This is a genomic window from Solirubrobacter soli DSM 22325 (assembly GCF_000423665.1).
Taxonomy (GTDB): Bacteria; Actinomycetota; Thermoleophilia; order Solirubrobacterales; family Solirubrobacteraceae; genus Solirubrobacter; species Solirubrobacter soli.
Genome location: NZ_KE384071.1, coordinates 177404 through 201653 on the forward strand (window position 1 = coordinate 177404; position 24250 = coordinate 201653).

A 24250-nucleotide genomic window follows, 5' to 3' on the forward strand; every position below is an offset into this window, starting at 1 on the left:
CTCCATTGCTCTCGTTCTCCTCACTCCGCCGCCTGCGCACGGCGGCGGCCGGCATCGCCGTGGTCGGTGCCGTCGCCCTCGTGCCGACCGCGGCTCAGGCGTACAGCACGCCGACCCAGTCGTGCACGTTCACGCCGTTCAAGTACTGCTACGACGACGGCGGCTCCCCGCTGGCCCGGACGAACTCGCAGGACATCGGGTCCGGCAAGCACATGACCTCGACCGCGACGGAGTTCCGCAACGGCCTCCTCACCGTCGACAGCTACGCCAAGAACGACAACTGGTTCTACGGCATGCGCCCGAAGACGCTCGTCGTCGCCGTCGACAACATGGGCCGCGCGATCTGGGTCTCCCAGGTCTTCAACAGCGCGACCGTCTGCGGCGTCACCGACCCGACCTGCGCCAGCCAGCGCCGTGAGACGTTCACCGAGTCGTTCCCGGACGCGGTCGGCCACTACACCGCGGACCTGCGGATCTACCACGCGGACAGCCCGAACTACATCGACCTGCGCAACCGCACGATCGACGCCATCAAGGCGACCGGCGACATCGCCCAGGAGATCAAGGACGTCCTGAACCAGCTCCAGAAGTGACGTGACGCGGGCCGCTCGTGGGAGCGGCCCGCCTGCGTTCAGTCCAGCAGGACGTGCAAACGGCGCTCGATCGCGCCGGCCATCGCCTCGCGGATCGGGCCTTCCTCGAAGCGCTCGATCAGCTCGGCCATGAAGCCCTCGATCACGAGGCGCTTGGCGAGCGCGTCGCCCAGCCCGCGCGAGTTCAGGTAGAAGACCTGCTCGGGGTCGATCTGGGCGATCGCCGCCGCGTGCGTGCAGCGCACGTCGTTGGCCAGGATCTCGAGGCCCGGGATCGCGTCGGCGTGCGCCTTCTTGGAGAGCAGCAGGTTGCGGCACTCCTGGAAGGCGTCGGTCTGCTGGGCGCCCGGGTCGACCTTGATCATCCCGCGCCAGACCGCGCTCGAGCGGTCGGCGAGGATGCCGCGGAAGGCCAGGTCGGACGTGGTGTTGGCCGCGCCGTGCTCCTGCAGCGTGTGGAAGTCCACGTGCTGGCGGCCGTGCGGGGCGTAGGCGCCGGTGACCTTGGCGTGCGAGCCCTCGCCCGCCAGCAGGGTCTCGGTGAACACCTTGCCGTTGCCCGAGCCGAAGCCGGCGGTCACCCAGTCCAGGTGGCCGTCGCGGGCGACCTCGGCGCGCTGGGACCCGAACACCCACGACTTCTCGTTCATGTCCTGGGCGCCGACGAAGCGCAGCTTGGCGTTCTGGCCGACGCGCAGCTCGACGACGCTGTTCAGGACGGTCTCGTTCTCGGCCGTGCCGGAGAGGTGCTGCTCCCAGACCTCGGCCTCGGCGCCCTCCTCGACGACGATCAGCACGCGCCGGTGCAGCGCGACGTGGTCGGCGTCGGAGATCGCGGTCAGCACGATCGGCTGCTCGACCTTGACGTTGCGCGGGACGTAGACGAACGCGCCGCCGGTCCAGCCGGCGTCGTTCAAGGCCGTGAAGACGTCCTGCTCGGTGTCGACGACCTTGCCGAGATGCTGCTCGACCAGGTCGGCGTGCGTCTCGCAGGCGAGCGTGAGCGGCAGCACGAGCAGGTCGTCCGGCGTGTCGCCGCCGTCGATCACGCGACCGTCGACCTGCCCGAGATGGTGCGCGCCCTCGGGCGGGGTCAGCAACGTCTCGACGCGATCGACAGCGCTCGCATCACCCTCGCCGGGCGCGGCGGCGGAGAACGCCGCCAGGTCGAGCTTCGTGATGTCCGTGAACTCCCAGCCGGCCTTGCCCTTGTGGCGCGGCAGGTCGAGCTCGGCGGCGCGGCGCGCCGCGTCGTTGCGGCGCTCCTTCAGCCACTCGGGCTCGCGGACGGTGGCCAACTCAGCCAATGGAACCCTCCATCTGGAGCTCGATGAGGCGGTTCATCTCCACCGCGTACTCCATCGGGAGCTCCTTGACGATCGGCTCGATGAAGCCGTTGACGATCAACTTGCCGGCCTCGTCCTCGGGGATGCCGCGGCTCATCAGGTAGAAGAGCTGCTCCTCGCCGATCTTGGACACGGAGGCCTCGTGTCCGACGTCCACGTCGTCCTCGCCGATGCGGATCGTCGGGTAGGTGTCCGAGCGCGAGTGCTCGTCGAGCAGCAGCGCGTCGCAGACGACCTTGGACTTCGAGCCGTGCGCGCCCTTGGCGACCTCGAGCAGACCGCGGTACGAGCTGCGACCGCCGTCCTTGGAGATCGACTTGGCGAAGATGTTCGACGTCGTGTTCGGCGCGGCGTGGACGATCTTCGCCCCGGCGTCCTGATGCTGGCCCTTGCCGGCGAAGGCGATGCTCAGCACCTCGCCGTGCGCCCGCTCGCCCGTGAGGTAGACGCTCGGGTACTTCATCGTCAGCTTGGAGCCGAGGTTGCAGTCGACCCACTCGACCGTCGCGTCGGTCTCGGCGATCGCGCGCTTGGTGACGAGGTTGTAGACGTTCTGCGACCAGTTCTGGACCGTCGTGTAGCGGATCCGCGCGCCCGGCTTGGCGATCAGCTCGACGACGGCGGAGTGCAGGGAGTCCGAGCTCCACACCGGCGCGGTGCAGCCCTCGACGTAGTGCACGTAGGAGCCCTCGTCGGCGATGATCAGCGTCCGCTCGAACTGGCCCATGTTCTCGGTGTTGATGCGGAAGTAGGCCTGCAGCGGCATCTCGACGTGCACGCCCGGCGGGACGTAGACGAACGAGCCGCCCGACCAGACCGCGGAGTTCAGCGCCGCGAGCTTGTTGTCGTTGGCGGGGATGATCGACGCGAAGTACTGGCGGACGAGGTCCTCGTGCTCGCGCAGCCCCGAGTCCATGTCCATGAAGATGACGCCCTGCTTCTCGAGGTCCTCGCGCACCTGGTGGTAGACGACCTCGGACTCGTACTGGGCGCCGACGCCGGAGAGGAACTTGCGCTCGGCCTCGGGGATGCCGAGACGGTCGAACGTGTTCTTGATGTCCTCGGGGACGTCGTCCCACGTGCGCGACGACTTCTCCGAAGCGCGCACGAAGTAGTGGATGTTGTCGTAGTCGACCTCGGCCAGCATCGGCGAGCCCCAGGTCGGCTGCGGGCGGGCCAGGAAGTAGTCGAGCGACTTCAGCCGGAACTCGCGCATCCACTGCGGCTCGTTCTTGAACTCGGAGATCTGCGCGACCAGCTCCTTCGACAGGCCCTTCGGGGCCTTGAAGGCGTAGCCCGTCTCCGGGTCGTGGAAGCCGAACTTCGACTCATAGTCAGAATTGATGCCGACCAGCGCCTGCTGCTCGGCGATCACCTCGGGAGTAGCCATCAGGTCAGTCGACCTCCACTCGAATCACGCCGTCCTCGACGACCACCGGGAAGGTGTCGACGGGCACGTACGCAGGCAGGTTCAGGGGCTTTCCGGTTCTCAGGTCGAAGCGCGACCCGTGCCGGGGGCATTCGATGACGCAATCCTCTTCGTCGAGCTCACCGTCGACGAGCTCGCCGTCGTCATGCGAGCAGCGGTCCTCGATGGCGAAGATCTCGCCGCGACAGTTGACGACGCCGATCTCGAGGTCCTCGTGTACCACCAGGCGCTTGGCGCCGGGCGGCAGGTCCTCGAGGGCACAGATGTCGATCAATTCGCTCACGCAGAGAAAATCCGAGTCCGGAGGTATGGATTCTATCGACGGGCCTGTGGCTAGCCTGGGCTGATGGCTCTGAGGCCGCTCGTGGGGGTCACCACGTCCGAAGTCCGACGCGCGGAGCGCACGCAGCCGCTCCCTGAAGGCGAGCCGCCGCAGCACGAGCTGGCGCTCGGCATGCCGTACGTGCGCGCGCTGGCGCGTGCGGGAGCGATCCCGGTCGTGCTCCCGCCCCTGCGCGTGGACGACGTCCCGGCGCAGCTGAGCTGCCTGCAGGGGATCTGCCTCTCGGGCGGCCCGGACCTCGACCCGACGAAGTACGGCGCGTCGCCGGTGGCCGAGCTCGGGCCGATCGAGCCCGCCCTTGACGACTTCGAGCTCGCCGTCGCGCGGGTCGCCGACGCCGCCGGCCTGCCCATCCTGGGCATCTGCCGCGGCGCGCAGGCGCTCAACGTCGCCCGCGGCGGCACGCTGCACCAGCACCTCCCGGCGATCACCGACCACTCGATCGCCCACCGCCAGACCGACCCGGGCTGGGTCGAGACGCACCCGGTGCACGTCGCGGGCGACTCCCGCCTCGCGCGCGTGCTGGGGCTGGAAGAGCTGTGGGCGAACTCCTTCCACCACCAGGCCGTCGACCGGCTGGGCAGCGGTCTGACCGCCGTCGCGTGGGCGCCGGACGGGACGGTCGAGGGGATCGAGGACTCGGGTGAGCGCTTCGTGGTCGGCGTCCAATGGCACGCCGAGACGCTCGACCGCGGTCCGGTCCACCCGCGCCTCTTCGAGGCGCTCGTCGCCGCCGCCTCGGGCGCGCGCCTGGACCTCGCGGCCTAGCTGGCCGCGTAGAGGAACATCAGCAGCACGACCGCCTCGATCGCGCCGATCGCCACCCCGACCCAGCCCAGGATGAGCCCCACCTGGGCGTTCTGGCCGCCGCCGATCCGCCCGCGCGACTCCGCGATCTCCGCGCGCGCCTGGGTGGCGAACACGATCGCCAGGACCGAGCACACCAGTGGGCACACGATCAGCCCGGCGATGCCCAGGATCAGCGAGGCGAGCGCCTTTCCGCTCGACTCCGGTTGCGGGTTGTACGGCCGATATGCGTTCTCCCAGCTCATCGGTGCGGCAACCTACACCGGCAGCGGGCCGCCGTCCATGGCAGACTCGTTCGCGATGCGTGACGGTGCCGGGCTTCTCGCGCTGGGCTGCGCGCCGTTCGTGGCGGGCGCGATCGTGCCCGCGGACGGGAACACCGGGCTGATCTGCCCGTTCCGCGAGATCACCGGGCTCCCCTGCCCGCTGTGCGGGGCGACGCGGGCGTTCGCGCTCGCCGCGCGGGGGGACGCGCGCTTCCTCGACTACAACGGGGTCTGGGTCGTGCTCGCGGCGCTGCTGATCGTCGCGGGGGTGGTGGTGCTCGTCACCCGTTGGCGCCCGCGCGTGAGCACGGCGCTCCTCGCGGGTGTGGTGGTCGCCGCGGCGTGGGGCTACGCCTTAGCGCACCGCACCGCGATCGTCGGTTGACGCGTTAGCTCGACGCGATGCCGCCGATCACGGCGAGCGTGAAGAACAGGCCCCAGAAGCCCAGCGAGACCCAGCCGAGGACGATCCCCGCGACCGCGACGCCGCGGCCGCCGAGCTGGCCGCCCGCCGCGTCGATCTGGCTCTTCGCCTGGTAGCCGAAGACGAGCGCGAGGACCGAGGCGATGATCGGACAGAACACGAGCCCGACGATCCCGAGGATCAGCGACGCGACGGCCTGACCCGGGGTCCGCGGCTGCGGGGTCCAGCCTGCGTACTGCTGCTGCGGCGCGGGCTGCTGCCACTGCGGCGCGGGCTCGCGTTGCCACTCCGACTGCGGCTGCTGCTGCCACGCGGGCGGCTCGTCGGGCTGCTCGCCGAGCGGGTTCCCGGACGTCCACTGGGGCTTGGACTCGTCCTCGCGCCGCTGCCACTGCGGGTTCGGGTTCTCGTCTCCCGGGAGGCTCATGTGCGCACAACCGTACCCCAACCTTTAGCGTTCGTGGCGATGTCCTGGAACCTCGACGGGCGCGTGGCGCTCATCACCGGCGGCGCGTCGGGCATCGGCGCCGAGCTCGCGCGCCAGCTCGCGGCGCGTGGCATGCGGATCGCGCTGATCGACCGCGACGAGCGGGTCGCCGCTGTCCTCCCCGGCGCCGAGACCGCGGTCGCCGACGTGCGCGACCGGGACGCGCTCACCGCGGCCGTCGACGACCTCGCGCGCCGCCTCGGCGGGATCGATGTCGCGGTCGCCAACGCGGGGATCGCCACGGGCGGTCCGCTGCGGATGGTCGGTCCCGACACGGTCGAGGACACGATCGAGATCAACCTGCTCGGCGTGTGGCGGACGGTGCGAGCGGCGATCCCGCACGTGCTCGAGCGCCGCGGGCACATCCTGATGATCGCCTCGGCCGCGGCGGTGCTGCCGGCGTCGGGGCTCGGGGCGTACAGCGCGTCCAAGGCGGGTGTCGAAGCGCTCGGCCGTTCGCTGCGGGTGGAGCTCAAGCCGCACGGCGTCTCCGTCGGCGTCGGCTACTACCTGTTCCTCAACACGCCGATGGTGACGGTGGGTGAGGCGAGCCCGGTGCTGAGCGGGTCCAAGTCGCGGCTCCCGTCGCCGATCGCCAAGACCTGGCCTTTGGAGCCCGCCGTCGCGCGCACGGTCGCGTCGATCGAGAAGCGCTCGCGGGCGGCGGTCTACCCGCCGTTCCTGCGCGGGATGATGGCGCTGCGCGGGCTGCTCGACAACCCGCTCGCCGACCGCGCGATGGTCGCGGGCGTCACCGACATGGAGACGGCGTTCGCCGCCGAGGCCGAGCGGGTGGGTGCGGACGCCGCGGCTCGGAGCGTCGGGAACAATTGATCGATCGTGTCATCGCCGGGCACCGCATCACGCGGCTGGTCGGCCGGGGTGGGATGGGCGTGGTCTATGAGGCGGTCGAGGAGGCGCTCGGGCGCACGGTCGCGTTGAAGCTGGTCGCGCCCGAGCGGGCGGGTGAGCCGGGTTTCCGCGAACGGTTCATCGCGGAGTCGCGGCTGGCGGCGTCGATCGATCACCCGAACGTCCTGCCGGTCTTCAAGGCGGGTGAGGAGGACGGGCTGCTGTACCTGGCGATGCGGTTCGTCGACGGGGCGGATCTGCGGTCGCTCTCACCGCTGGAGGAGATGCGCGCCGCGCACGTCGTCGCGCAGGTGGGGTCTGCGTTGGACGCCGCGCACGCCCGCCGGCTCGTGCATCGCGACGTCAAGCCCGCCAACGTGCTGATCGCCCCGGGCGACCACGCGTACCTGACCGACTTCGGGCTGGTGAAGGCGCTCGACGACAGCGGCGGGCAGACGGTCAGCGGGCATCTGGTGGGCACGCTCGACTACGTCGCGCCGGAGCGCATCCGCGGCGAGGGGGACGGCCCGGCGGCGGACCTCTACTCGCTCGGCTGCGTGCTCTTCTACGCGCTCACCGGGCAGGTGCCGTTTCCTTTGGAGGGCACCGAACGCAAGCTCTGGGCGCACCTGTCCGAGCCGCCGCCGAAGCTCGACTCGCCGTTCGACGCGGTGATCGCGCGAGCCTTGGCGAAGGATCCGCTGGAGCGGTACGAGTCGGGCGCCGCGTTGGGCGTCGCCGCGATCGCCGCCGCGGGCGGGTCGCAGCCTTCCCCGCTGTTGGACGCCGCACGTCGGTGCGAGCGGGGCATCCGCGTCGCTGCGCCGGAGTTCGCGGGCGAGGCGGCGGGGCTGCTGGCGGCGTTCGAGCACGCCGCGCACCGTGCCGCGCTGCTGCGGGAGGCGCTCGCCGACACGCCGCCGGAGCGGATCGAGCGGCGCCTGGCGGAGGTGCGCGGCGGGCAGGACGCGGGCAAGGCGAAGCTCGTCGCCGCTTTGGCGCGCCACCTCGCCGTCCAACGCAAGATGCAGACCGCGCTGGCCGCCTACGACGCCGACACCGAGCGCATCCTGATCGAGCTCGAGACCGTGAGGGGGCGGGTGCTGGCCGACGACACCGCGGCGGCCGAACGGCTGGCCGCGCTGCAGGACGAGATCGAGACGATCGCCGACACGCTCGACCGCGCAGGTGGGGAATCCACCACCTAGGGAAGCTTTTCGCTTCCTCGACGTCATCAGATAGTGACGACATGTCGACGATCTTCAGCACGATGCGCCGCACAGGGCGGCGCCGCTTCATCGAGAGCTACGAGTTCTCCGCGGCTCTGCGCGACAAGCTGGTGGGCGAGCTCGGCAGCGGCCACGCCGCCGACGTCGCGCTCGACGGCCTGCGCGGGTGGTACCTCGCCTGCCTGTACGCCGACAACCGCCTGATCGGGATGCCCTCCAAGGCCGTCGACGAGGCCTGGCACGAGATGATCCTGATCACCCGCGAGTACACGTCCTTCTGCGACCGCGCCTTCGGCCGCTACCTGCACCACAACCCGGACTCGACGCTCTCGGTCTCGATGGACGACATCACGGCCCTCACGCTCGCGATCGTCGACAAGCACGAGCTGCCGATGACGCTCTTCACCGCCGACCAGGAAGCCGCCCTCAAGGACGGCTTCAACTGGAGCTCGCGCGACCTCCGCCGCCTCCGCAACATCACCAGGCGCAACGACCGCGCGCGCAACCGCCGCCGCAACGCGACCGCGGGCGCGGGCTTCGCCGGCGCCTACGTCCCCGGCGACGGCTCCTCGTCCGACGGAGGCTGGTCGTTCTTCGGCCTCTTCGGCGACGACGGAGGCGGAGGCGGAGGCGGCCACCACGGCGGGGGAGGCCACGACGGAGGCGGCGGCTGCGGCGGAGGCGGGTGCGGCGGAGGCGGCGGCTGCGGAGGCGGCGGCAGCTAAACCCCACCTAAGGTGCCTGGCACTTAAGGTTGGCTTTAGCTTCGGATCGCGCTGCAGAGCGGCGTTCGGAACCTAAAGCTGCGATAAGGGGTCAGGCAATTTAGGTTGGGTTTAGGTTTCTAGTCCGAGGACGTCCCAGGCCGGGGTGGGGGTGGCGAAGCCGCGCAGGGGGAGTTCGCCGGCCGGTTGGGTGATGGCGAGGGACTCGGTGGTGGCGAAGACGCGGCGGCTGATGAGGATCTGGCCCGGGGCGGCGGACTCGCAGAGGCGTTCGGCGAGGGTGGGGACGGTGCCGACCGGGGCGTACTCCCAGCGGTGCTCGGAGCCGATGCGGCCGACGGTCGCGTGGCCCAACGCGATGCCCGCGGCGAGTTGGAGGTCGAAGCCGAGTCGGCTCCAGGCCTCCGCCAGCTCCCACACGCGGTCGCGTAAGGACAGCGCGAGGCGCACCGCCGCGCCCGCCGGGTCGTCGCATGGGGTCGGGTCGTTGAAGACGACCATCAGCTCATCACCCGTCAGTCGCACGAGCGCGCCCTCGGAGGCGTCGACCAGCGCGCCCAACGCCGCGTGGTAGCCGTTCAGGACCGCGATCACGTCCTCCGGCTCGGCGCGCTCGGCGAACGAGGCGAAGCCGGCCAAGGCGCAGAAGCAGACGGCGATCTCGCGCCGATGCGCGTCCAGGACGGCCGGGTCGGATTTGACCAGCTCGGCGACCTCGGCCGGGAGGAAGCGACGCAAGCCCCGGTTGAACGCCTCGATCTCGTCGTGGTAGGCCTTCACGCGCAGGAGAGAGCGGACCCGCGCGAGCAGCTCGGCGTGGTCGAACGGCTTCGTGACGAAGTCGTCGGCCCCCGCGTCGAGCCCGCGCCGCTTCTCGGCCTCGCCCGACGCCGTGATCATGATCACCGGGATGAACGCGGTCGCGGCGTCCGCCCGAATCCGCCGGCAGACCTCGTAGCCGTCGATCCCCGGCATCATCACGTCGAGCAGGACGAGGTCGACGCCGCCGGCCGCGACGAGCGACAACGCCTCCGCGCCCGACCCCGCCTCACCCACGGCGTACCCCCGCGGTTCGAGCACCGCCCGCAGCAGCCGCACGTTCGCGGGCAGGTCGTCGACGACGAGGATCACCGGCGGATCAGCGCCTCGACCTGCCCCGGCAGCGCGCGGATGTCGACCGGCTTCTCCACGTACCCGTCGAACCCCGCCGCGAGGATCCGAGCGCGGTCGTCCTTCATCGCGTACGCGGTCACCGCCAGCACCGGGATCGACGCCGTCGACGTGTCAGAACGCAGCGCCGTCAGCGCCTCGAACCCCGTCATCCCCGGCAGGTTGATGTCCATCAGGACGGCGTCCGGCTTCTGCACCCGCGCAAGCTCGATCCCCGCCTCGGCGTCGCGCGCCTCCAACACGGAGAACCCGGCATGACCCAGGACGTCGCGCACGAGCTTCAGGTTGCGCTCGTTGTCCTCCACGATCAGCACGACGCCGGTCACAGCACCGCACCCACCGGGATCGCGAACCCGAACGTCGACCCCACACCCACCGCGCTCTCCACCCACATCCGCCCGCCGTGCAGCTCGACGAACCGCTTCGACAAGGTCAGCCCGAGCCCCGTCCCCTCGACCGACGCCCGCCGGTCGCCACGCTGGAACGCCTCGAAGATCCGCTCCTGGTCCTCGACCGCGATCCCAACGCCCGTATCGCGGACCGAGACCACCGCCTCCTCACCCACCACGCGCGCATCCACGGAGACCGACCCACCCACCGGCGTGAACTTGACCGCGTTGGTCACCAGGTTCACCACGACCTGCTTGAGCTTGACCTCGTCCGCCCACACATCACCCACGCCGGAGGAGATCGACAAGGCCACCGTCAGCCGCTGCCGCGCAGCCCGCTCGCGCACCAACGCCAGCCCCTGCTCCAACAACGACGGCAACGAGACCAGCGACGGCTCGAGCTCCATCCGCCCCGCCTCGACCTTCGACAGGTCGAGGATCTCGTTGATCAGCTCGAGCAGGTGCCGGCCGGAGTCGCGGATGTCCCGCACGTACTCCTCCTGGCGCTCGTTCAAATCCCCGAACATGCGCTCCAACAACACGTCGCTGAACCCGATGACCGCGTTCAGCGGCGTCCGCAGCTCGTGTGACATCGAGGCCAGGAACTCCGACTTGTGCGCGGACGCGATCTCCAGCGCCCGCGCGGTCATGACGTTCTGGATCGCGATCACGCCCTGCGTCGCGAAGCCCTCGACCAGCGCGATCGTGCGCTCGTCGAACGGCGCGATCCGCGCCCGCCACAACACGATCACGCCCAGGACCCGATCCTCGGCCAGCATCGGCACCCCGAGCATCGTGTGGAATCCGCCGAGCTCGAGCGCCCGCGACATCGTGTACCGCGGGTCCGACGCCGCGTCGTGGATCTGCATCGTCCGGCGCTCCGCGAGCACGAGGTCGACGACGCCCCCCGAGCCCGCCGACAGCGGCACCTCGGTGATGTACTCGCGGTACGCCTGCGACGCGCCCAGCATCGCCTCGACGCGGTAGACGTCGCCGTCGAGCACGTAGATCAGCCCCGCGTCCGCGCGGCACAGCCCGACCGCCTGCTGCAGGACCGTCTCGAACACCGGGTCGAGTTCGAAGGTGGAGGACCCGAGCACCTCCAACACGTGCGCGGCCGCGGACTGGCGCTCGAGCGCCTCCGAGAGGTCGCGCTCGAGCTCCGCGATGCGCGCCTGAAGACCGGCCGTCACACGGCCAAATCTGTCACATCTCGTCGCACGACCCAGATCGCGAGCAGCGGCAGGACGAGCACCGCGGCGAGACCGCCGATCTCCGCGACCGCGTCACCGGCGGAGAACCCGTCGAGATGCAGCGCGTGGAAGATCCCGTGCACCAACGAGAACACGGCCCAGGCCACGCACAGCGGGACGATCAACGCGCGCGCCAGCGTCACCGCCGCCCACACGAAGAGGATCGTGAACGCGAGATAGAACCCGCCGACGTCGCGGATCAGGTGCTCGTTGTACGGCGGGAGCAACTCCACCCACCCGCGCCCGAACGGGAAGCCGTCGTAGAAGGACCGGGGCGCCACCGTGCCCTGCACGGCGATCACCGCCGTCGACACGGCAAGACACACCATCGTCACGCGCAACAAAGACCTCATGGCAGCCTCCGCAGCTTCTCCGGGTTGCGCTGGACGTCGATCGCCACGATCTTGCCGTCGTCGATCGTGAAGCTCATCACCGTCGCCTGGCCGTCGTGACCGATGCCCAGCCAGCCCGGCAGGCCGTTGACGTCGACCAGCTCGAAGTGGCCGCCCGCCTCAGCGGCTTTCTCCGCGAGCGTCTTCGCCAGCCGCGCGACGCGGTCGGCGCCACCGATCGGCTTGCGCGCCGCGGTGACGATCCCGCCGCCGTCGGACGTGAACACGACGTCCGGGTGCAGGAGCTCCATGAGCCCTTCCAGGTCTCCCTCCGCGGCGGCGCGGCCGAACGCGAGGACGACGTCGCGCTGCTGCTCCGGCGAGGCCGGGAAGCGCGGGCGCCGCGCCTCGACCGCCTTGCGCGCCCGCGACGCGAGCTGCCGCGCCGCCGCCGGCGAGGTCTGCAGCGAGCTCGCGACCTCGTCGAACGCGTAGCCGAAGATGTCGTGCAGGACGAACGCGATGCGCTCGTTGGCCGACAGGCTCTCGAGCACCACCAGCAGCGCGAGCGACACGTCCTCGGCCTGCACCGCCCGCTGCTCGGGAGACGGCTCCTCGACGATCGGCTCAGGGAGCCACGGCCCGACGTACGCCTCGCGCCGCACCCGCGCGGAGCCCAGCGCGTCGAGCGCCAGCCGCGACACCGTCGTCGTCAACCAGCCCTGCAGGTCGCGGATCTCGTCCGCGTCCACCCGTTCGAGCCGCAGCCACGCGTCCTGGACCACGTCCTCGGCCTCGGCGAGGCTGCCGAGGTAGCCATAGGCGAGCCGGACGAGCCGCGGTCGCAGCGCCTCGAAGCGATCCGCAAGCGTCTCGGCGGTCATGACGCGAGCCAGCGGTCGAACGTCACGGTCCCGCGCCACGCGGACGGGTTGGTCAGCCCACCGCCGCGCAGCGAGCGGGTGACCAGCACGCGCAGCAGCAACGCCCGCGACCCGGTCGAGGAACGCCAGCGCCGGGCGAGCTCGCGCGCGTCGACGACCTCCGGCCCGGCGAACTGGGTGATCCCCCGCGACGGCTCGGCCTCGGCCGTGTCCGCCAGCACCCGCCCCACCTCGCATGGATCGACGGGCTGCAGCGGGACCGCCACCGACGGCACCACGCCGAGCTTCGAGGAGACCGCGAACGTGCGCGCCACCAGCGTGTGGAACTGCGTCGCGCGGATGATCGTCCACGGGACGCCGGCGCGGGCGATCTCCGCCTCCTGGGCGAGCTTGGTCTTGTAGTACCGGCCGCCGACGCGGTCGATCCCGACGATCGACACGCCCACATGGTGCCGCACGCCCGCGGCGAGCTCGGCCGCCAGCAGCCGCCGGGTGCCTTCGACGAGCACGTCGCGCCCGCCGTTGGACGCATCGATGACGACATCGACCCCCGCCAGGGCGCGATCCAACCCGCTGCCGTCCTGGAGGTCCACCGGGTATTCCGGCGCGTGCCGTGAAAGCACCCGCACCGAGTGCCCGCGCTCGGTCAGCTCGCGCGCCGCCTCGGCGCCCACCGTTCCGGTCCCACCCACGATCGCGATGTTCATATCGAGTGGACGGGATAGCCCCGCGAGATGTGACGTACGGGCAGCCACACTTCCGATCGCCCGGCCGTCGACTACGCTGGCGCGGTCATGACGATTTGCTGAGACGCCCCCCGCAGCACCTCGGTCGTCCGCAATCGTTCATGCTCGTCGCCGCCCATTCGCAGGTTGCCGCGACAGCGCGCACGACCGCTCCGCCGCCTCATCTCGTCTGAAACGGAGCGTTCCCATGCCTCGCAAGCCCCAGCTTCCGCCGAAGAAGCGCGTCGTGCTGCCGCCCAAGAAGGCCGCCCGCCCGACGCCCAAGCCCCAACCGCGGGTGCTGCACAAGCAGCACCGCGGCGGACGGTAGGCAACGACCTAGGCGGCTGTCTCGGCCGCGTCCCACGACGCGGCGTGGCCGAGGCTGGCCGACTTGATCACCTTCAAAGACAACATCGCGCACTTCAGGCGCGTCGCCGAGATCTCGATGCCGAGCAGGTCGAGCACGAAGTCGCGCTCGAGCTTCAGCAGCGACTCCACCGGCATGCCGATCAGCTCGTCGGAGGCCATCGACGCCGACGCCTGTGAGATCGCGCAGCCGTGGCCGGAGAAGGCGATATCGGCGACCTTGCCGTCGTCGTCGACCTTGATCTGCACGCGAAGCTCGTCCCCACACAGCGGGTTGGTGTCGAAGAACTCGAGATCGGGCTCTGCAAGCTCACCCCAGTGATGTGGGCGCTTGTAGTGCTCGAGGATGTTCTCGCGGTACAGGTCGTCCATGCTAAGCAAACACCTCCTGCACCTTCGCGAGGCCGGCGACGAGCGCGTCGATGTCCTCGCGGGTGGTGTGGACGGCGATCGACGCCCGCGTCGACGCGGGCGCGCCGAGCCGGCGCATCAGCGGCTGCGCGCAGTGGTGACCGGCGCGGACGCAGACGCCGTCACGGCCGAGGATCTCGGCGACGTCGTGCGGGTGGATGCCCTCGAGCTCGAAGCTGACCAGCGCGCCCCGCGCGTCCACGTCGGACGTGCCGTGGTAGGTAAGGCCTTCCACCTCGGACAGCCGCTCGAGCGCGTAGGCGGTGACGTCGCGGCCGTGCTCGCGGACGGCGGCCATGCCGACCCCGCTCAACCAGTCGACCGCGGCGCGCAGGCCGATCGACTCGGCGATCGGCATCGTGCCGGCCTCGAAGCGCGCGGGCGGCTCGGCCCAGGTCGACTCGAAGTCGCCGACGCGGGCGATCATGTGCCCGCCGCCGAGGAACGGCGGCATCGCCTCCAGGAGCGAACGGCGTCCGTGCAGCACGCCGATCCCGGTCGGCCCGTAGGCCTTGTGGCCGGTCCAGGCGTAGAAGTCGGCGCCCAGCTCGGACACATCCACCGGCATCGACGGCACGGCCTGCGCCCCGTCGACGATCACCAACGCGCCCGCGGCGTGCGCGCGCTCGACGATCTCGGCGATCGGGTTGATCGTGCCGAGGACGTTGGAGACATGGGCGACCGCGACGAGCTTCGGGCCTTGGGCCAGCAGCGAATCCAACACGTCGAGGTCCAGGAGCCCCTCGTCGGTCACCGGCACGTAGGCGAGCCGACAGCCGAGCAGTTGCCAGGGGACGATGTTGGAGTGGTGCTCCATCTGGGTGATGAGCACCAGATCGTCGGGACCCACGTTCGCCCGGCCCCAGGAATACGACACGAGGTTGATCGCCTCGGTCACGTTCTTGGTGAAGATCGTCTCGCCGGGCGTGGACCCGACGAACCGGGCGACCGTGTCGCGCGCCGCCTCGTAGGCGTCGGTGGCCTCGGAGGCGATCTCGTAGATCCCGCGGTGGATCGACGCGCGGTAGGTCTCGTAGTAGCGGTCCATCTCCTCGATCGCCGGGCGGACGGTCTGCGAGGTGGCCGCAGTGTCGAGATACACGAGGCCCTCACGGGCCAGCGTGGGGAACTCAGAGGAGGTCGGGACCGCTAGGGACATGGCTAGGCCGCCGCCGCAACCTCGTCGCGAATCCAGCCGTAGCCCTTCTCCTCGAGCACGGCGACGAGCTCCGGCCCGCCCTCCTTGACGATCCGCCCCTCGAACATGATGTGCACGAACTCGGGCTGGATGATGTGCAGGATGCGCTGGTAGTGGGTGATGATCAGCACGCCCATGTCGGTGCCCTCGGAGACCGTGTTCACGCCCGCGGCGACCGTGTTCAGCGCGTCGATGTCGAGGCCCGAGTCGGTCTCGTCGAGCACGGCCAGCTTCGGCTTCGTCAGCGCGAGCTGGAGGATCTCCATGCGCTTCTTCTCGCCGCCCGAGAAGCCGTCATTCAGGTAGCGCGACGAGAACTCCTTCGGCACCTTCGTCAGCTCCATCGCGGCCTCGACGGTCTTGCGGAAGTCCTTGAGCGAGATCGCCTGCTCGCCGCGGCCCTCGCGGTGCGCGTTGATGACCATGCGCAGGTACTTGGCGACGGTCACGCCCGGGATCGCGACGGGGTACTGGAAGGCCATGAAGAGCCCGGCGCGAGCGCGCTCGTCCGGGTCGGCCTCGGTGATGTCCTCGCCGTCGAAGATGATCTGGCCCTCGGTCACCTCGAGGTTCGGATGACCCATGATCGCGTTGGCCAGCGTGGACTTGCCGGAGCCGTTCGGGCCCATCAGCGCGTGGAACTCGCCCGCGCGGACGTGCAGGTCGACCCCCTTGAGGATCTGCTTGTCGCCGGCGCTGACGTGGAGGTTCTTGATCTGGAGCTCGCCCATGTGTCCTTGGTGTTCTGTCGCTTAGGAAGCCGGTACGGATTGCGTGACGGTGATGTGGCCCGCCGCGGGACGCTGGTCGAACTCGACGAGCTCCGCGAGGGTGGTGCGCTGCAGCGAGCGGATCACGCCCATCTGCACCCGCGTCCACAACAGCTTGGTCGAGCACGCGCCGGCGTTCTCGCCGTGATGCGAGCACTGCACGCGACCGTCTGAGTCGTCGAGGAAGCAGTCCATCGGGGCGATCGCGCCCTCGAGCGCGAGCACCGCCTGGTCCATCGTGATCTCCTCCGCCGGCCGGGCGAGCACGTAACCGCCGTGCGCCCCGCGCGTGGAGGCCACCAGCCCGGCCTTCTTGAGCAGCGCGGCAATGCGCTCGCAGTAGGCCAACGGGAGGTTCTCCGCCTCGGCGATCGCCTTCAGGGAGACCGGATGCCCGTTGCCGTGACGCCCGAGCTGGATGAGCAGCCGCACGCCGTATTCGGCCTTGGTGGTGAAGATCATCGCCGCTAAAGCCTACCAACGAGGTCGGAGTTGCCCGTGCGAGCCCGCACAGGGCCAAGATGTGCCGGAAAGCAGGGCCCATGGGGCGTCCACCCCTGGGGGGAACACCCCTTCCCCGGGTGGGGGAGGAGCGATTTATCGGGGCTTTGGGTCCGCTCCGATGCGTCAGCCATCACCGCCCGGCTTGGTTCGCCGGGCACCCATGTACCTCCCCGTCCCCGGTCCCCCTTGCCGGGGACGGGTGCCCCCTTGTCGGCCCCGTTTGTTGAGGTCTCGATGTCCCCTGCTTCATCCGTTCTGCGTCCGCCCGCGGTCGTCAGCACGCCTGTCTCGGCGCCCACCGTCGCCGTCGTCGGGCTCGGCTACGTCGGGCTGCCGACGTCGCTCGCCCTGCACGAGTCAGGCGCCTCGGTGATCGGCCTCGACGCGTCAGCGGAGCGCATCCGCGCCATCCACGCCGGCGCCGTCGACCTCGTCGAGCGCGACCGCCCGCGGCTGGAGGCGGCGCTGGACTCCGGCCGCATGGTGATGACCACCGACGCCGCCGACCTGGCCGCCGCGGACGCCGTGATCATCTGCGTCCCGACCCCGGTCGACGAGCGCCTGCGCCCCGACCTGCGCGCCGTCCGCGGCGCCTGCGCGACCGTCGTCGCCCACGCCCGCGAGGGCCAGACGATCGTGCTCACCTCCACCACGTACGTCGGCACGACCCGCGAGCTCCTCTGCGCCCCGCTGATCGAGCGCGGCCTCGAACCCGGCCGCGACGTCCACGTGGTCTTCGCCCCCGAGCGCATCAACCCGGGCGACACGATGTGGGAGCAGGCCCGCGTCCCGCGCGTCGTCGGCGGCGTCACCCCCGAGTGCGCCGCGGCCGCCGCGCGCGTCCTCGGCCCGACCGCCGAGCGCCTGCACATCGTCTCCTCGCCGGAGGCGGCGGAGCTGACCAAGCTGCAGGAGAACACGTTCCGCGCGCTCAACCTCGCGTTCGCGAACGAGATGGCCGCGGTCGCCGCGCACCACGGCCTGGACCCGATCGAGATCGTCGACGCGGCCGCGACCAAGCCCTACGGCTACCTCGCCCACTACCCGGGCCCGGGCGTCGGCGGCCACTGCATCCCCGTCGACCCCTACTACCTGCTCTCCCCGCTGCAGGCCGCGGGCGTGCGGCTGCCGGTGATCGAGCGCGCGATGGCCTCCGTCGCCGCCCGGCCAGGTCAAGTCGCCGAGCGCGCGATCACGCTCCTCGCCGAGCAGGGCGTCCATGCCGAGGGCGGGCGCGTACTCGTCTGCGGCGTCGCCTACAAGCCGGGCGTCGAGGACTACCGCGAGTCGCCCGCGCTGCAGATCATCGAGCACCTCGAGCGCTACGGCGTCAGCGTCGGCTACCACGACCCGCTCGTCCCGGCGGTGCCCGGCCACGGCCTGCGCTCGATCGCCCACCCGCGTCCCGGCGACCACCACCTGGTGATCGTCGCCGTCGTGCACCCCGGTCACGACCTGTCCTGGCTCGACGCGTGCCCGCACGTGCTCGACGCGACGTACAAGACCCCCGGCGGCCGCGCCCGCCACTCCCTCTAGATGTCTCCCAAGATCCCGTCTCCTCCCTCCGCGCTCCGCGGCGGGGCGCTGGACCGCGCCCTGCGCGGCGTCAGCGTGCTCTACCTGGTGGTTCTGCTCGCCGCGATCGTCGCCTACAAGGCGGTCTTCGTCGGCATGCTCACCGTCGATCCGTGGTTCACCCTCTACGGCCTCGTCGTCTGCGCGTACATCGTCACGCGTTTCTTGCTCAGCCTCCTCTACAAGCCGGCCCCCGACGCCGGCCTGGAGCCGCGCGTGGCGATCGTCATGCCGGGCTTCAACGAGGAAGCGGCGATCGCCGGCTCGCTGCGGTCGCTGCTGGCGCTCGACTACCCCGCCGACAAGCTCGAGATCGTGGCCGTCAACGACGGCTCGACCGACAGCACCCTGGCGCAGATGCACGAGGTCGCGGCGGAGGCCGGCGGCCGCGTGCACGTGATCGACCTCGGCACCAACCAGGGCAAGCGCGCGGCGATGGCCGCGGGCATCCGCGCGACCGAGGCCGAGATCATCGCCTTCGTCGACTCCGACTCCGTGCTCGAGCCCGACGCGCTGCGCATCCTCGTGCAGGGCTTCGCCGACGAGACCGTGGGCGCGATCTGCGGCCACGCCGACGTGCTCAACCTCAACGACTCGTGGATGACCCGCATGCAGGCCGTCCGCTACTACGTCGCGTTCAAGGTCTGCAAGGCCGCCGAGTCGGTCTTCGACGCCGTCACCTGCTGCTCGGGCTGCTTCTCGGCCTACCGCCGCAAGGCGATCATGCCCCACCTGGAGTGGTGGGAGGACCAGCACTTCCTCGGCCTGCCGTCGACCTTCGGCGACGACCGCTCGCTGACCAACTGCGTGCTGCGCGACTGGAAGGTCCGCTACGAGAGCCGCGCGATCTCGCACACGCTGGTGCCGGACAACTTCCAGGTCTTCATGCGCCAGCAGCTGCGCTGGAAGCGTTCCTGGACGCGTGAGTCACTGATCGTCTCGACCTTCATCTGGCGCGAGCATCCGGTCGCCTCCGCGAGCACCTACCTCGGGATCGTGCTGCCGGTCATCGCGCCGATCGTCGCCGTGAAGGCGGTGCTGCTCTCGCCGCTGCTGCACCACACGGGGATCCCGTTCCTGTACCTGCTCGGCGTCTACGCCATGGCGGTCGCCTACGGCCTGTACTACTCGGCGCGCCGCCCGCGCTACGACTCGCTGTGGATCTACGGCGTCGTCTTCTGCTTCTTCTACCTGATCTTCCTGGTCTGGCAGACGTATTACGCGATCGCGACGTCGCGCTCGGCCTCGTGGGGCACGCGCCCGGCGACCGCCGGCATGGAGACCACGCCATGACGTTCAAGCGCCTGCGGTCGATCGCCATCGTGCCGCTCTCGCTGATCCCGTTCGTGATCGCCGTGCCCGGGATCGCGAGCTCGCATGACCGTTACAAGCGCGAGCACGCGTCGGACCCGTACGCCGCCCCCGCGGTGAAGCTCGTGGCCCGCGAGCGGGAGGCGATGCCCGCGTTCGAGACCGGCACGGGCGGGATTCCGGTGCTCGTATGGCACGGCATCGGCCCGGCCGATGACGGCTACACCGTCACGCAGCAGGCGTTCGCGAAGCAGCTCGCGCTGCTGCACAGCCTCGGCTTCGAGTCGATCTCGAGCGAGCAGTACGCCGCCTGGCGCGCGCACAAGCCGGTCGAGCTGCCGGCCAAGCCGATCCTGCTCACGTTCGACGACGGCCGCCTGGACAGCTACCGCGGCGCCGACCTGGTCCTCGAGCGCGAGGGCATGCGGGCGACGATGTTCGTCATCACCGGCCGCATCAAGGACACCGCCGACGACGCGGTCCTGAGCTGGGCGGAGCTGCAGAAGATGCACCGCAGCGGCCGCTGGGACGTCGAGCCGCACGCCGATCTGGGCCACACGCTGATCCCGATCGACGCCCACGGCGGCCGCGCGCCCTTCTACGCGGCGCGGCGCTTCACCCGCTCGACCGGCTACGAGAGCCTCGCCGACTGGGAGGCGCGCACGACGACCGACGTGCTCGCCGTGCGGGCGGACCTGCTCGCGCAGGGCTTCACGCCCCACCTGTTCGCGTTGCCCTATGGCGACTACGGCCAGTACCGCTCGGACCCGGACATCCCGCGCCTGCTGAGCGAGCTGCTCGAGCGCCAGTTCGGGACCTTCTTCACGCAGCCGAGCCAGCCCGGCTACTCGCGCCCCGGCGACGGCGCCGCGCCGCGCTTCGAGCTGCACACCGACACCGGGCTCGCCGCCCTTTACAGCTGGCTGCGCTACAGCGCGCCGGCGAACGACCTCAAGGACTAAGACATGTGCGGAATCGTTGGTTACACGGGCCGCCGGCCCTGCCGGCCCCTGCTCCTGGACGGCCTCTCGCGGCTCGAGTACCGCGGGTATGACTCGGCCGGGATCGCGCTCGCCGCAGACGACGAGGTCGTCACCACGCGGGCCGTCGGCAACCTCGACGCGCTGCGCGCGTCGCTCCGCGGTGAGTCGGACGCGTTCACGGGCATCGGCCACACCCGCTGGGCGACGCACGGCCGCGTCAGCGAGGAGAACGCGCACCCGCTCTCCTGCGAGCAGGGCCGCGTGCACCTGGTGCTCAACGGCATCGTCGAGAACCACCTCGAGCTGCGCGCCCGCCTGCAGGGCTCCGGCGTCACGTTCTCCTCGCAGACCGACGCGGAGGTCGTGGCGCACCTCGTCGCCGCCCACTACGACCGCGACCTGACCGCCGCCGTGCGCGCGGTCCTGCCGCAGCTGCAAGGCCACTTCGCGATCGTCGTGATGGCGGCCGACGCTCCCGGCGTGCTGGTCGGCACGCGGCGGGAGTGCCCGCTGGTCGTCGGCGTCGGCGAGCACGGCCACTTCTTCGCCTCCGCGGTCGCCGCGTTCCTGAGCGAGACCCGGCGCGTGATGGAGCTCGAGGACGGCGACATCGTCACGCTCACCCCCGACGGGCCGCAGCTCGACGGCGCCTTCCGCGCGACGATCGACGTCGGCTTCGAGCACGAGACGCCCACGCGCGGCGCGTTCGACACGTTCATGCGCAAGGAGATCTCCGACCAGCCGGCCGCGGTCGCGCGCACGCTGTTCGACTCCGGCGCCGCCGGGCTGGACCCGCAGCGGGTCCGCGACGCGCGGTCGCTGCGGATCGTCGCCTGCGGAACGTCCTACAACGCCGGACTCGTCGCCCAGCACCTGATCGAGCACTGGGCCGGGCTGCCGGTCGAGGTCGAGGTCGCGAGCGAGTACCGCTACCGCACGCCGCTGCCGGGCGCCGGCGACCTCGTGCTCGGCATCACCCAGTCGGGCGAGACGGCGGACACGCTGGCGGCGATGCGCGCCGCCCGCGAGCGCGGCGCGCTCGTGCTCGCGCTGACCAACGTCGAGGGCACCGCCGCGACCCGCGAGGCCGACGTGACCCTGTTCACCCGCGCGGGCCTCGAGGTCGGCGTCGCGGCGACGAAGACCTTCACCGCGCAGGTCGCCGCGCTGGCCGCGTTCGCGGTCCGGCTCGGCATCGCCCGCCGCCACCTCTCGCCGGAGGAGGCGGACGCGATCGTGCAGGACCTCGCCCGTCTCCCCGACCTGATCGAGCAGACGATCGCGGGCGCCGAGGACTGGGCCGAGCGGGCCGCGGAGGAGCTGCACGACGCGCCGCTGTGGATGTTCCTCGGGCGCGGCGCCGGCACCGCGGTGGCGATGGAGGGCGCGCTGAAGCTCAAGGAGGTCTCCTACGTCCCGGCCGACGCGTACGCGGCGGGCGAGATGAAGCACGGGCCGATCGCGCTGCTCGGGCCGGGGACCCCGGTCGTGTGCGTCGCGACCTACTCGCCGGTGCTGGACAAGCTGCTCTCGAACATGGCCGAGGTGCGGACGCGCGGGGCGCGAGTCCTGGCGGTGGCGACGGCGGGCGACACGCGCCCCGCGGCCTACGCCGACGACGTCGTCGAGGTCCCGGACTCGCGGTGGGAGCTGCAGCCGCTGCTGGCCGTGATCCCCCTCCAGCTGCTGGCGTACCGCGTCGCCTCGGCGCGCGGCCTCAACGTCGACCAGCCGCGCAACCTCGCCAAGACCGTGACGGTGGAGTGATGAGACGCAGTCGAATCGTCGGGCTCGCCGTCGCCGGGCTCCTCCTCGCCGCCCCCGCGCAGGCCGAGGCCGCCTCGGCCTGCGCGGGCCTGAAGCCGACGTCGCTCAAGGCCAAGGCCGACGCGGCCGGCACCTCGGTCACGCTCACGTGGAAGGCCAAGCGCGACAAGCGCACCGCCTGGCGGGTCGTGCGCGACGGCAAGACCGTCGGTCAAACGCGGACGCTGAAGATGCGCGTGCGGCTCAAGCCGGGCCGCAAGCACACGCTGCGCGTGACCGCCTACGTGGGTGGGCGGGCGACCAAGTGCCGCGCGTCGTACGTCGTCGCCGCGGCCAAGGCCGCGCGGACGGGGCTGCCGAGCGCGGTCAGCGCGCTCTCGGCCACGCCGGTCGGCGCCGACCAGCTGCGGATCGCGTGGGGCGCGGCGGAGGCGGGCGGATCGCCCATCGCCGGCTACCGCGTGCTGCGCGACGGCCGCGTGGTCGGGCAGGTGAACGCGCTGTCGACGATGGTCAAGATCGCGCCGGCGCGCTCGTACACGATCCAGGTCGCGGCGGCGGGCCGCGACGGCAAGCTCGGGCCGCTCTCGACGACCGTGACCGTCGCCGCCGGGCACGTGGGGCCGACCGCCCCGCTCGCGCCCGCGATCGCCGACGTCACCGACACGAGCGCGACGCTCTCGTGGGGCGCGTCGACCACGTCCGACAACGCGACCATGTCCTACCGCGTGCTGCGCGACGGCAAGGTCGCGCAGACCGCGCGCGGGCTCTCGTCGGCGGTCAAGAACCTCGTCTCGGCGCGCAAGGTCGCCCTGTCGGTGCAGGCCGTCGACTCGTACGGCTGGACCTCGCCGGTGTCGGAGGAGATCAGCTTCGTGACGGGCCACACCCCGCCGGGCGTGCCGGGCACGCCCGCCGCCGACAGCGTCGGCGACACGCGCCTGCACCTCGGCTGGGGAGCGGCGTCCGTCCCGGCCGGCACCGCGTTGCGCGGCTACCGGCTGCTGCGCGACGGCGTCGTCGTCAGCCAGGGCGCGTCGCCGGACGCGTGGGTGGGCAACCTCGCCCCGCTCGCCACGCACACGTGGACCGTGGCCGCGGTGGACACCCTCGGGTACACCTCGCCCGCCTCCGCCCCGGTGACGGTCAAGCAGGCCGCCCCGCCCGCCGCCGCCGGCAGCGCGCAGACGTTCCTGCTCGCCTCCACCGACGCGTCCTTCGCGGCCTTCCAGAAGCACTACACGCAGATCGGCGTCGTCTATCCGACGTACTACGACTGCGACATCACGAACGCGGCGTGGATCGGTCGCAACGACCCGCTCGTGACGAGCTGGGCGCAGGCGCGGCAGGTCAAGGTGCTGCCGCGCGTGAACTGCCAGAACACCGCGATCAACCACCGGATCCTGACCGAGCCCGCGCTGCGCGCGCAGTGGCTGGACACGATCGTCGGCGTCGTCCGCGACAACGGCTACGACGGCATCAACATCGACTTCGAGGCCGTCGCCGCCGCCGACCGCAACGCGCTGACGTCGTTCATGACCGAGCTCTCGTCCCGGCTTCACGCGATGGGCAAGCTGGTCTCGCAGGCGGTCTCGGCGAAGGTCAAGGACGTCCTGAACCACCCGCGCTCGACGGCGTTCGACTATGCGGCTCTCAGCCAGCAGGTCGACTGGGTGTTCGTGATGGCCTGGGGCATCAAGTACGCGAGCTCGACGCCTGGCGCGCAGGACGACATCCGCTGGGTCAAGCAGGTCGCCGACTACGTGGCCACGATGCCGCTGAAGTCGAAGTTCGTGATGGGCACGATGCTCTACGCGATGGACTGGCCGGCGGGCGGCGGGCCGCAGCATCTCGCCTCCGCGTGGCACTTCGGCGAGCTCACCGACCTGGCGTCGCGCTACGGCGCCACGCCGGTCTACGACGCGGCCCAGGACTCGATGCACCTGGCCTACACGGACGCAGGCGGCGTCCCGCACGACGTCTACTACTCCGACGCCGCGCTGGTCGAGCACCGGATGGAGCTCGCCCGCGCGCGCGGCCTCGGCGTCGGGTTCTGGCGGGTGGGCCAGGAGGACGAACGACTCTGGTCGTCCGCCCTCCTGCAGTAG

The 24250-nt window shown here is 71.0% G+C and carries 27 protein-coding genes; 12 read left to right on the forward strand and 15 right to left on the reverse strand.

What is annotated here, in order from left to right; all coding sequences use genetic code 11:
- Nucleotides 1-5 precede the first annotated feature (5 nt).
- Nucleotides 6-593 carry a hypothetical protein gene (locus G569_RS0136655; protein ID WP_028067092.1) on the forward strand — a complete coding sequence of 196 codons (588 nt, stop codon included), beginning with the start codon at nt 6-8 and terminating at the stop codon, nt 591-593.
- 38 nt (nt 594-631) lie between these two features.
- Here the strand turns inward: G569_RS0136655 and sufD are convergent, their stop codons facing one another.
- The 3 genes from sufD to G569_RS0136670 are packed head-to-tail and all read right to left on the reverse strand — an operon-like array spanning nt 632 to nt 3651.
- Entirely contained in the window at nt 632-1891 is a 1260-nt protein-coding gene (gene sufD / locus G569_RS0136660; RefSeq protein WP_037501773.1) for a Fe-S cluster assembly protein SufD, read from the reverse strand.
- 1 nt (nt 1892) lies between these two features.
- On the reverse strand, nt 1893-3329 hold the full coding sequence (sufB, locus tag G569_RS0136665; protein WP_028067094.1) for a Fe-S cluster assembly protein SufB: 1437 nt from the start codon (nt 3327-3329) through the stop codon (nt 1893-1895).
- Between the two features lie 4 nt (nt 3330-3333).
- Nucleotides 3334-3651 (reverse strand): Rieske (2Fe-2S) protein, encoded by a 318-nt coding sequence (locus G569_RS0136670; RefSeq protein WP_028067095.1) that lies wholly within the window; start codon nt 3649-3651, stop codon nt 3334-3336.
- 63 nt (nt 3652-3714) lie between these two features.
- Between G569_RS0136670 and G569_RS0136675 the strand changes: the two genes are divergently transcribed.
- The gene (locus tag G569_RS0136675; RefSeq protein ID WP_053227542.1) at nt 3715-4479 is read left to right on the forward strand and encodes a gamma-glutamyl-gamma-aminobutyrate hydrolase family protein; all 765 of its coding nucleotides are present in this window, start codon (nt 3715-3717) and stop codon (nt 4477-4479) included.
- On the opposite strand, the gene G569_RS54685 is transcribed toward G569_RS0136675, so the two are convergent.
- Nucleotides 4476-4763 carry a DUF4190 domain-containing protein gene (locus G569_RS54685; protein ID WP_053227543.1) on the reverse strand — a complete coding sequence of 96 codons (288 nt, stop codon included), beginning with the start codon at nt 4761-4763 and terminating at the stop codon, nt 4476-4478. The genes G569_RS0136675 and G569_RS54685 overlap by 4 nt on opposite strands.
- Before the next feature lie 55 nt (nt 4764-4818).
- Between G569_RS54685 and G569_RS54690 the strand changes: the two genes are divergently transcribed.
- Nucleotides 4819-5169 (forward strand): DUF2752 domain-containing protein, encoded by a 351-nt coding sequence (locus tag G569_RS54690; protein ID WP_169542327.1) that lies wholly within the window; start codon nt 4819-4821, stop codon nt 5167-5169.
- 4 nt (nt 5170-5173) lie between these two features.
- Here the strand turns inward: G569_RS54690 and G569_RS54695 are convergent, their stop codons facing one another.
- Complete coding sequence (locus G569_RS54695) at nt 5174-5635, reverse strand: DUF4190 domain-containing protein (protein ID WP_053227544.1); 462 nt, start codon at nt 5633-5635, stop codon at nt 5174-5176.
- Between the two features lie 39 nt (nt 5636-5674).
- Between G569_RS54695 and G569_RS54700 the strand changes: the two genes are divergently transcribed.
- From G569_RS54700 to G569_RS64955, 3 genes are read left to right on the forward strand one after another with little or no spacing between them, the layout of a single operon-like run.
- A complete protein-coding gene (locus G569_RS54700; protein ID WP_053227545.1) occupies nt 5675-6529 on the forward strand; it encodes a short-chain dehydrogenase/reductase in 855 nt (284 codons plus the stop codon).
- On the forward strand, nt 6526-7755 hold the full coding sequence (locus tag G569_RS59830; protein WP_053227546.1) for a serine/threonine-protein kinase: 1230 nt from the start codon (nt 6526-6528) through the stop codon (nt 7753-7755). The genes G569_RS54700 and G569_RS59830 overlap by 4 nt, the downstream gene beginning before the upstream one ends.
- A gap of 41 nt (nt 7756-7796) precedes the next feature.
- A complete protein-coding gene (locus G569_RS64955) occupies nt 7797-8501 on the forward strand; it encodes a glycine-rich domain-containing protein (RefSeq protein WP_053227547.1) in 705 nt (234 codons plus the stop codon).
- A gap of 111 nt (nt 8502-8612) precedes the next feature.
- Here the strand turns inward: G569_RS64955 and G569_RS0136710 are convergent, their stop codons facing one another.
- From G569_RS0136710 to G569_RS0136735, 6 genes are read right to left on the reverse strand one after another with little or no spacing between them, the layout of a single operon-like run.
- Nucleotides 8613-9632: a response regulator gene (locus tag G569_RS0136710; RefSeq protein WP_028067097.1), complete on the reverse strand. Its 1020-nt coding sequence runs from the start codon at nt 9630-9632 to the stop codon at nt 8613-8615.
- Entirely contained in the window at nt 9629-9997 is a 369-nt protein-coding gene (locus G569_RS0136715) for a response regulator (protein WP_028067098.1), read from the reverse strand. Before G569_RS0136715 ends, G569_RS0136710 begins: the two co-directional genes overlap by 4 nt.
- Nucleotides 9994-11253, reverse strand: coding sequence for a GAF domain-containing sensor histidine kinase (locus tag G569_RS54715; protein WP_053227548.1), 1260 nt, complete (start codon nt 11251-11253; stop codon nt 9994-9996). Before G569_RS54715 ends, G569_RS0136715 begins: the two co-directional genes overlap by 4 nt.
- Nucleotides 11250-11666, reverse strand: a complete 417-nt coding sequence (locus G569_RS0136725; RefSeq protein WP_053227549.1) for a hypothetical protein — start codon at nt 11664-11666, stop codon at nt 11250-11252. Before G569_RS0136725 ends, G569_RS54715 begins: the two co-directional genes overlap by 4 nt.
- The gene (locus G569_RS0136730; protein WP_028067100.1) at nt 11663-12529 is read right to left on the reverse strand and encodes a sigma-70 family RNA polymerase sigma factor; all 867 of its coding nucleotides are present in this window, start codon (nt 12527-12529) and stop codon (nt 11663-11665) included. Before G569_RS0136730 ends, G569_RS0136725 begins: the two co-directional genes overlap by 4 nt.
- A complete protein-coding gene (locus G569_RS0136735) occupies nt 12526-13236 on the reverse strand; it encodes an SDR family oxidoreductase (RefSeq protein WP_028067101.1) in 711 nt (236 codons plus the stop codon). The genes G569_RS0136730 and G569_RS0136735 overlap by 4 nt, the downstream gene beginning before the upstream one ends.
- A gap of 226 nt (nt 13237-13462) precedes the next feature.
- Between G569_RS0136735 and G569_RS66190 the strand changes: the two genes are divergently transcribed.
- Nucleotides 13463-13585 carry a hypothetical protein gene (locus G569_RS66190; RefSeq protein WP_306765371.1) on the forward strand — a complete coding sequence of 41 codons (123 nt, stop codon included), beginning with the start codon at nt 13463-13465 and terminating at the stop codon, nt 13583-13585.
- 8 nt (nt 13586-13593) lie between these two features.
- Here G569_RS66190 and sufU read toward each other — a convergent pair whose 3' ends face one another.
- Genes sufU through G569_RS0136760 form a run of 4 tightly spaced genes read right to left on the reverse strand, consistent with a single transcriptional unit; the run spans nt 13594 to nt 16464 of the window.
- Nucleotides 13594-13995, reverse strand: coding sequence for a Fe-S cluster assembly sulfur transfer protein SufU (sufU, locus tag G569_RS0136745; RefSeq protein ID WP_028067102.1), 402 nt, complete (start codon nt 13993-13995; stop codon nt 13594-13596).
- A gap of 1 nt (nt 13996) precedes the next feature.
- Nucleotides 13997-15193: a SufS family cysteine desulfurase gene (locus G569_RS0136750; protein WP_028067103.1), complete on the reverse strand. Its 1197-nt coding sequence runs from the start codon at nt 15191-15193 to the stop codon at nt 13997-13999.
- A gap of 2 nt (nt 15194-15195) precedes the next feature.
- Nucleotides 15196-15963 (reverse strand): Fe-S cluster assembly ATPase SufC, encoded by a 768-nt coding sequence (gene sufC / locus G569_RS0136755; RefSeq protein WP_028067104.1) that lies wholly within the window; start codon nt 15961-15963, stop codon nt 15196-15198.
- 21 nt (nt 15964-15984) lie between these two features.
- Nucleotides 15985-16464 (reverse strand): RrF2 family transcriptional regulator, encoded by a 480-nt coding sequence (locus G569_RS0136760; RefSeq protein ID WP_028067105.1) that lies wholly within the window; start codon nt 16462-16464, stop codon nt 15985-15987.
- 276 nt (nt 16465-16740) lie between these two features.
- Here G569_RS0136760 and G569_RS0136765 point away from each other — a divergent pair, with 276 nt between their 5' ends.
- The 5 genes from G569_RS0136765 to G569_RS59840 are packed head-to-tail and all read left to right on the forward strand — an operon-like array spanning nt 16741 to nt 24250.
- The gene (locus tag G569_RS0136765; RefSeq protein ID WP_084286140.1) at nt 16741-18042 is read left to right on the forward strand and encodes a nucleotide sugar dehydrogenase; all 1302 of its coding nucleotides are present in this window, start codon (nt 16741-16743) and stop codon (nt 18040-18042) included.
- Nucleotides 18043-19374, forward strand: coding sequence for a glycosyltransferase family 2 protein (locus tag G569_RS0136770; protein ID WP_053227550.1), 1332 nt, complete (start codon nt 18043-18045; stop codon nt 19372-19374). It begins immediately after the preceding gene.
- The gene (locus G569_RS59835) at nt 19371-20354 is read left to right on the forward strand and encodes a polysaccharide deacetylase family protein (protein WP_157592560.1); all 984 of its coding nucleotides are present in this window, start codon (nt 19371-19373) and stop codon (nt 20352-20354) included. Before G569_RS0136770 ends, G569_RS59835 begins: the two co-directional genes overlap by 4 nt.
- 3 nt (nt 20355-20357) lie before the next feature.
- Nucleotides 20358-22142, forward strand: coding sequence for a glutamine--fructose-6-phosphate transaminase (isomerizing) (glmS, locus tag G569_RS0136780; protein WP_028067109.1), 1785 nt, complete (start codon nt 20358-20360; stop codon nt 22140-22142).
- Nucleotides 22142-24250, forward strand: a complete 2109-nt coding sequence (locus G569_RS59840; protein WP_028067110.1) for a glycosyl hydrolase family 18 protein — start codon at nt 22142-22144, stop codon at nt 24248-24250. Before glmS ends, G569_RS59840 begins: the two co-directional genes overlap by 1 nt.

Excerpts from the sequence above, each read along its gene's own strand:
- sufB (WP_028067094.1), bottom strand. The coding sequence starts at position 3,329 with ATGGCTACTCCCGAGGTGATCGCCGAGCAGCAGGCGCTGGTCGGCATC.
- G569_RS0136675 (WP_053227542.1), top strand. The coding sequence starts at position 3,715 with ATGGCTCTGAGGCCGCTCGTGGGGGTCACCACGTCCGAAGTCCGACGC.
- G569_RS54685 (WP_053227543.1), bottom strand. The coding sequence starts at position 4,763 with ATGAGCTGGGAGAACGCATATCGGCCGTACAACCCGCAACCGGAGTCG.
- G569_RS54690 (WP_169542327.1), top strand. The coding sequence starts at position 4,819 with ATGCGTGACGGTGCCGGGCTTCTCGCGCTGGGCTGCGCGCCGTTCGTG.
- G569_RS54695 (WP_053227544.1), bottom strand. The coding sequence starts at position 5,635 with ATGAGCCTCCCGGGAGACGAGAACCCGAACCCGCAGTGGCAGCGGCGC.
- G569_RS54700 (WP_053227545.1), top strand. The coding sequence starts at position 5,675 with ATGTCCTGGAACCTCGACGGGCGCGTGGCGCTCATCACCGGCGGCGCG.
- G569_RS64955 (WP_053227547.1), top strand. The coding sequence starts at position 7,797 with ATGTCGACGATCTTCAGCACGATGCGCCGCACAGGGCGGCGCCGCTTC.
- G569_RS0136725 (WP_053227549.1), bottom strand. The coding sequence starts at position 11,666 with ATGAGGTCTTTGTTGCGCGTGACGATGGTGTGTCTTGCCGTGTCGACG.
- G569_RS0136730 (WP_028067100.1), bottom strand. The coding sequence starts at position 12,529 with ATGACCGCCGAGACGCTTGCGGATCGCTTCGAGGCGCTGCGACCGCGG.
- G569_RS0136735 (WP_028067101.1), bottom strand. The coding sequence starts at position 13,236 with ATGAACATCGCGATCGTGGGTGGGACCGGAACGGTGGGCGCCGAGGCG.
- G569_RS66190 (WP_306765371.1), top strand. The coding sequence starts at position 13,463 with ATGCCTCGCAAGCCCCAGCTTCCGCCGAAGAAGCGCGTCGTGCTGCCG.
- sufU (WP_028067102.1), bottom strand. The coding sequence starts at position 13,995 with ATGGACGACCTGTACCGCGAGAACATCCTCGAGCACTACAAGCGCCCA.
- G569_RS0136750 (WP_028067103.1), bottom strand. The coding sequence starts at position 15,193 with ATGTCCCTAGCGGTCCCGACCTCCTCTGAGTTCCCCACGCTGGCCCGT.
- sufC (WP_028067104.1), bottom strand. The coding sequence starts at position 15,963 with ATGGGCGAGCTCCAGATCAAGAACCTCCACGTCAGCGCCGGCGACAAG.
- G569_RS0136760 (WP_028067105.1), bottom strand. The coding sequence starts at position 16,464 with ATGATCTTCACCACCAAGGCCGAATACGGCGTGCGGCTGCTCATCCAG.
- G569_RS0136765 (WP_084286140.1), top strand. The coding sequence starts at position 16,741 with ATGTCCCCTGCTTCATCCGTTCTGCGTCCGCCCGCGGTCGTCAGCACG.
- G569_RS0136770 (WP_053227550.1), top strand. The coding sequence starts at position 18,043 with ATGTCTCCCAAGATCCCGTCTCCTCCCTCCGCGCTCCGCGGCGGGGCG.
- G569_RS59835 (WP_157592560.1), top strand. The coding sequence starts at position 19,371 with ATGACGTTCAAGCGCCTGCGGTCGATCGCCATCGTGCCGCTCTCGCTG.
- glmS (WP_028067109.1), top strand. The coding sequence starts at position 20,358 with ATGTGCGGAATCGTTGGTTACACGGGCCGCCGGCCCTGCCGGCCCCTG.
- G569_RS59840 (WP_028067110.1), top strand. The coding sequence starts at position 22,142 with ATGAGACGCAGTCGAATCGTCGGGCTCGCCGTCGCCGGGCTCCTCCTC.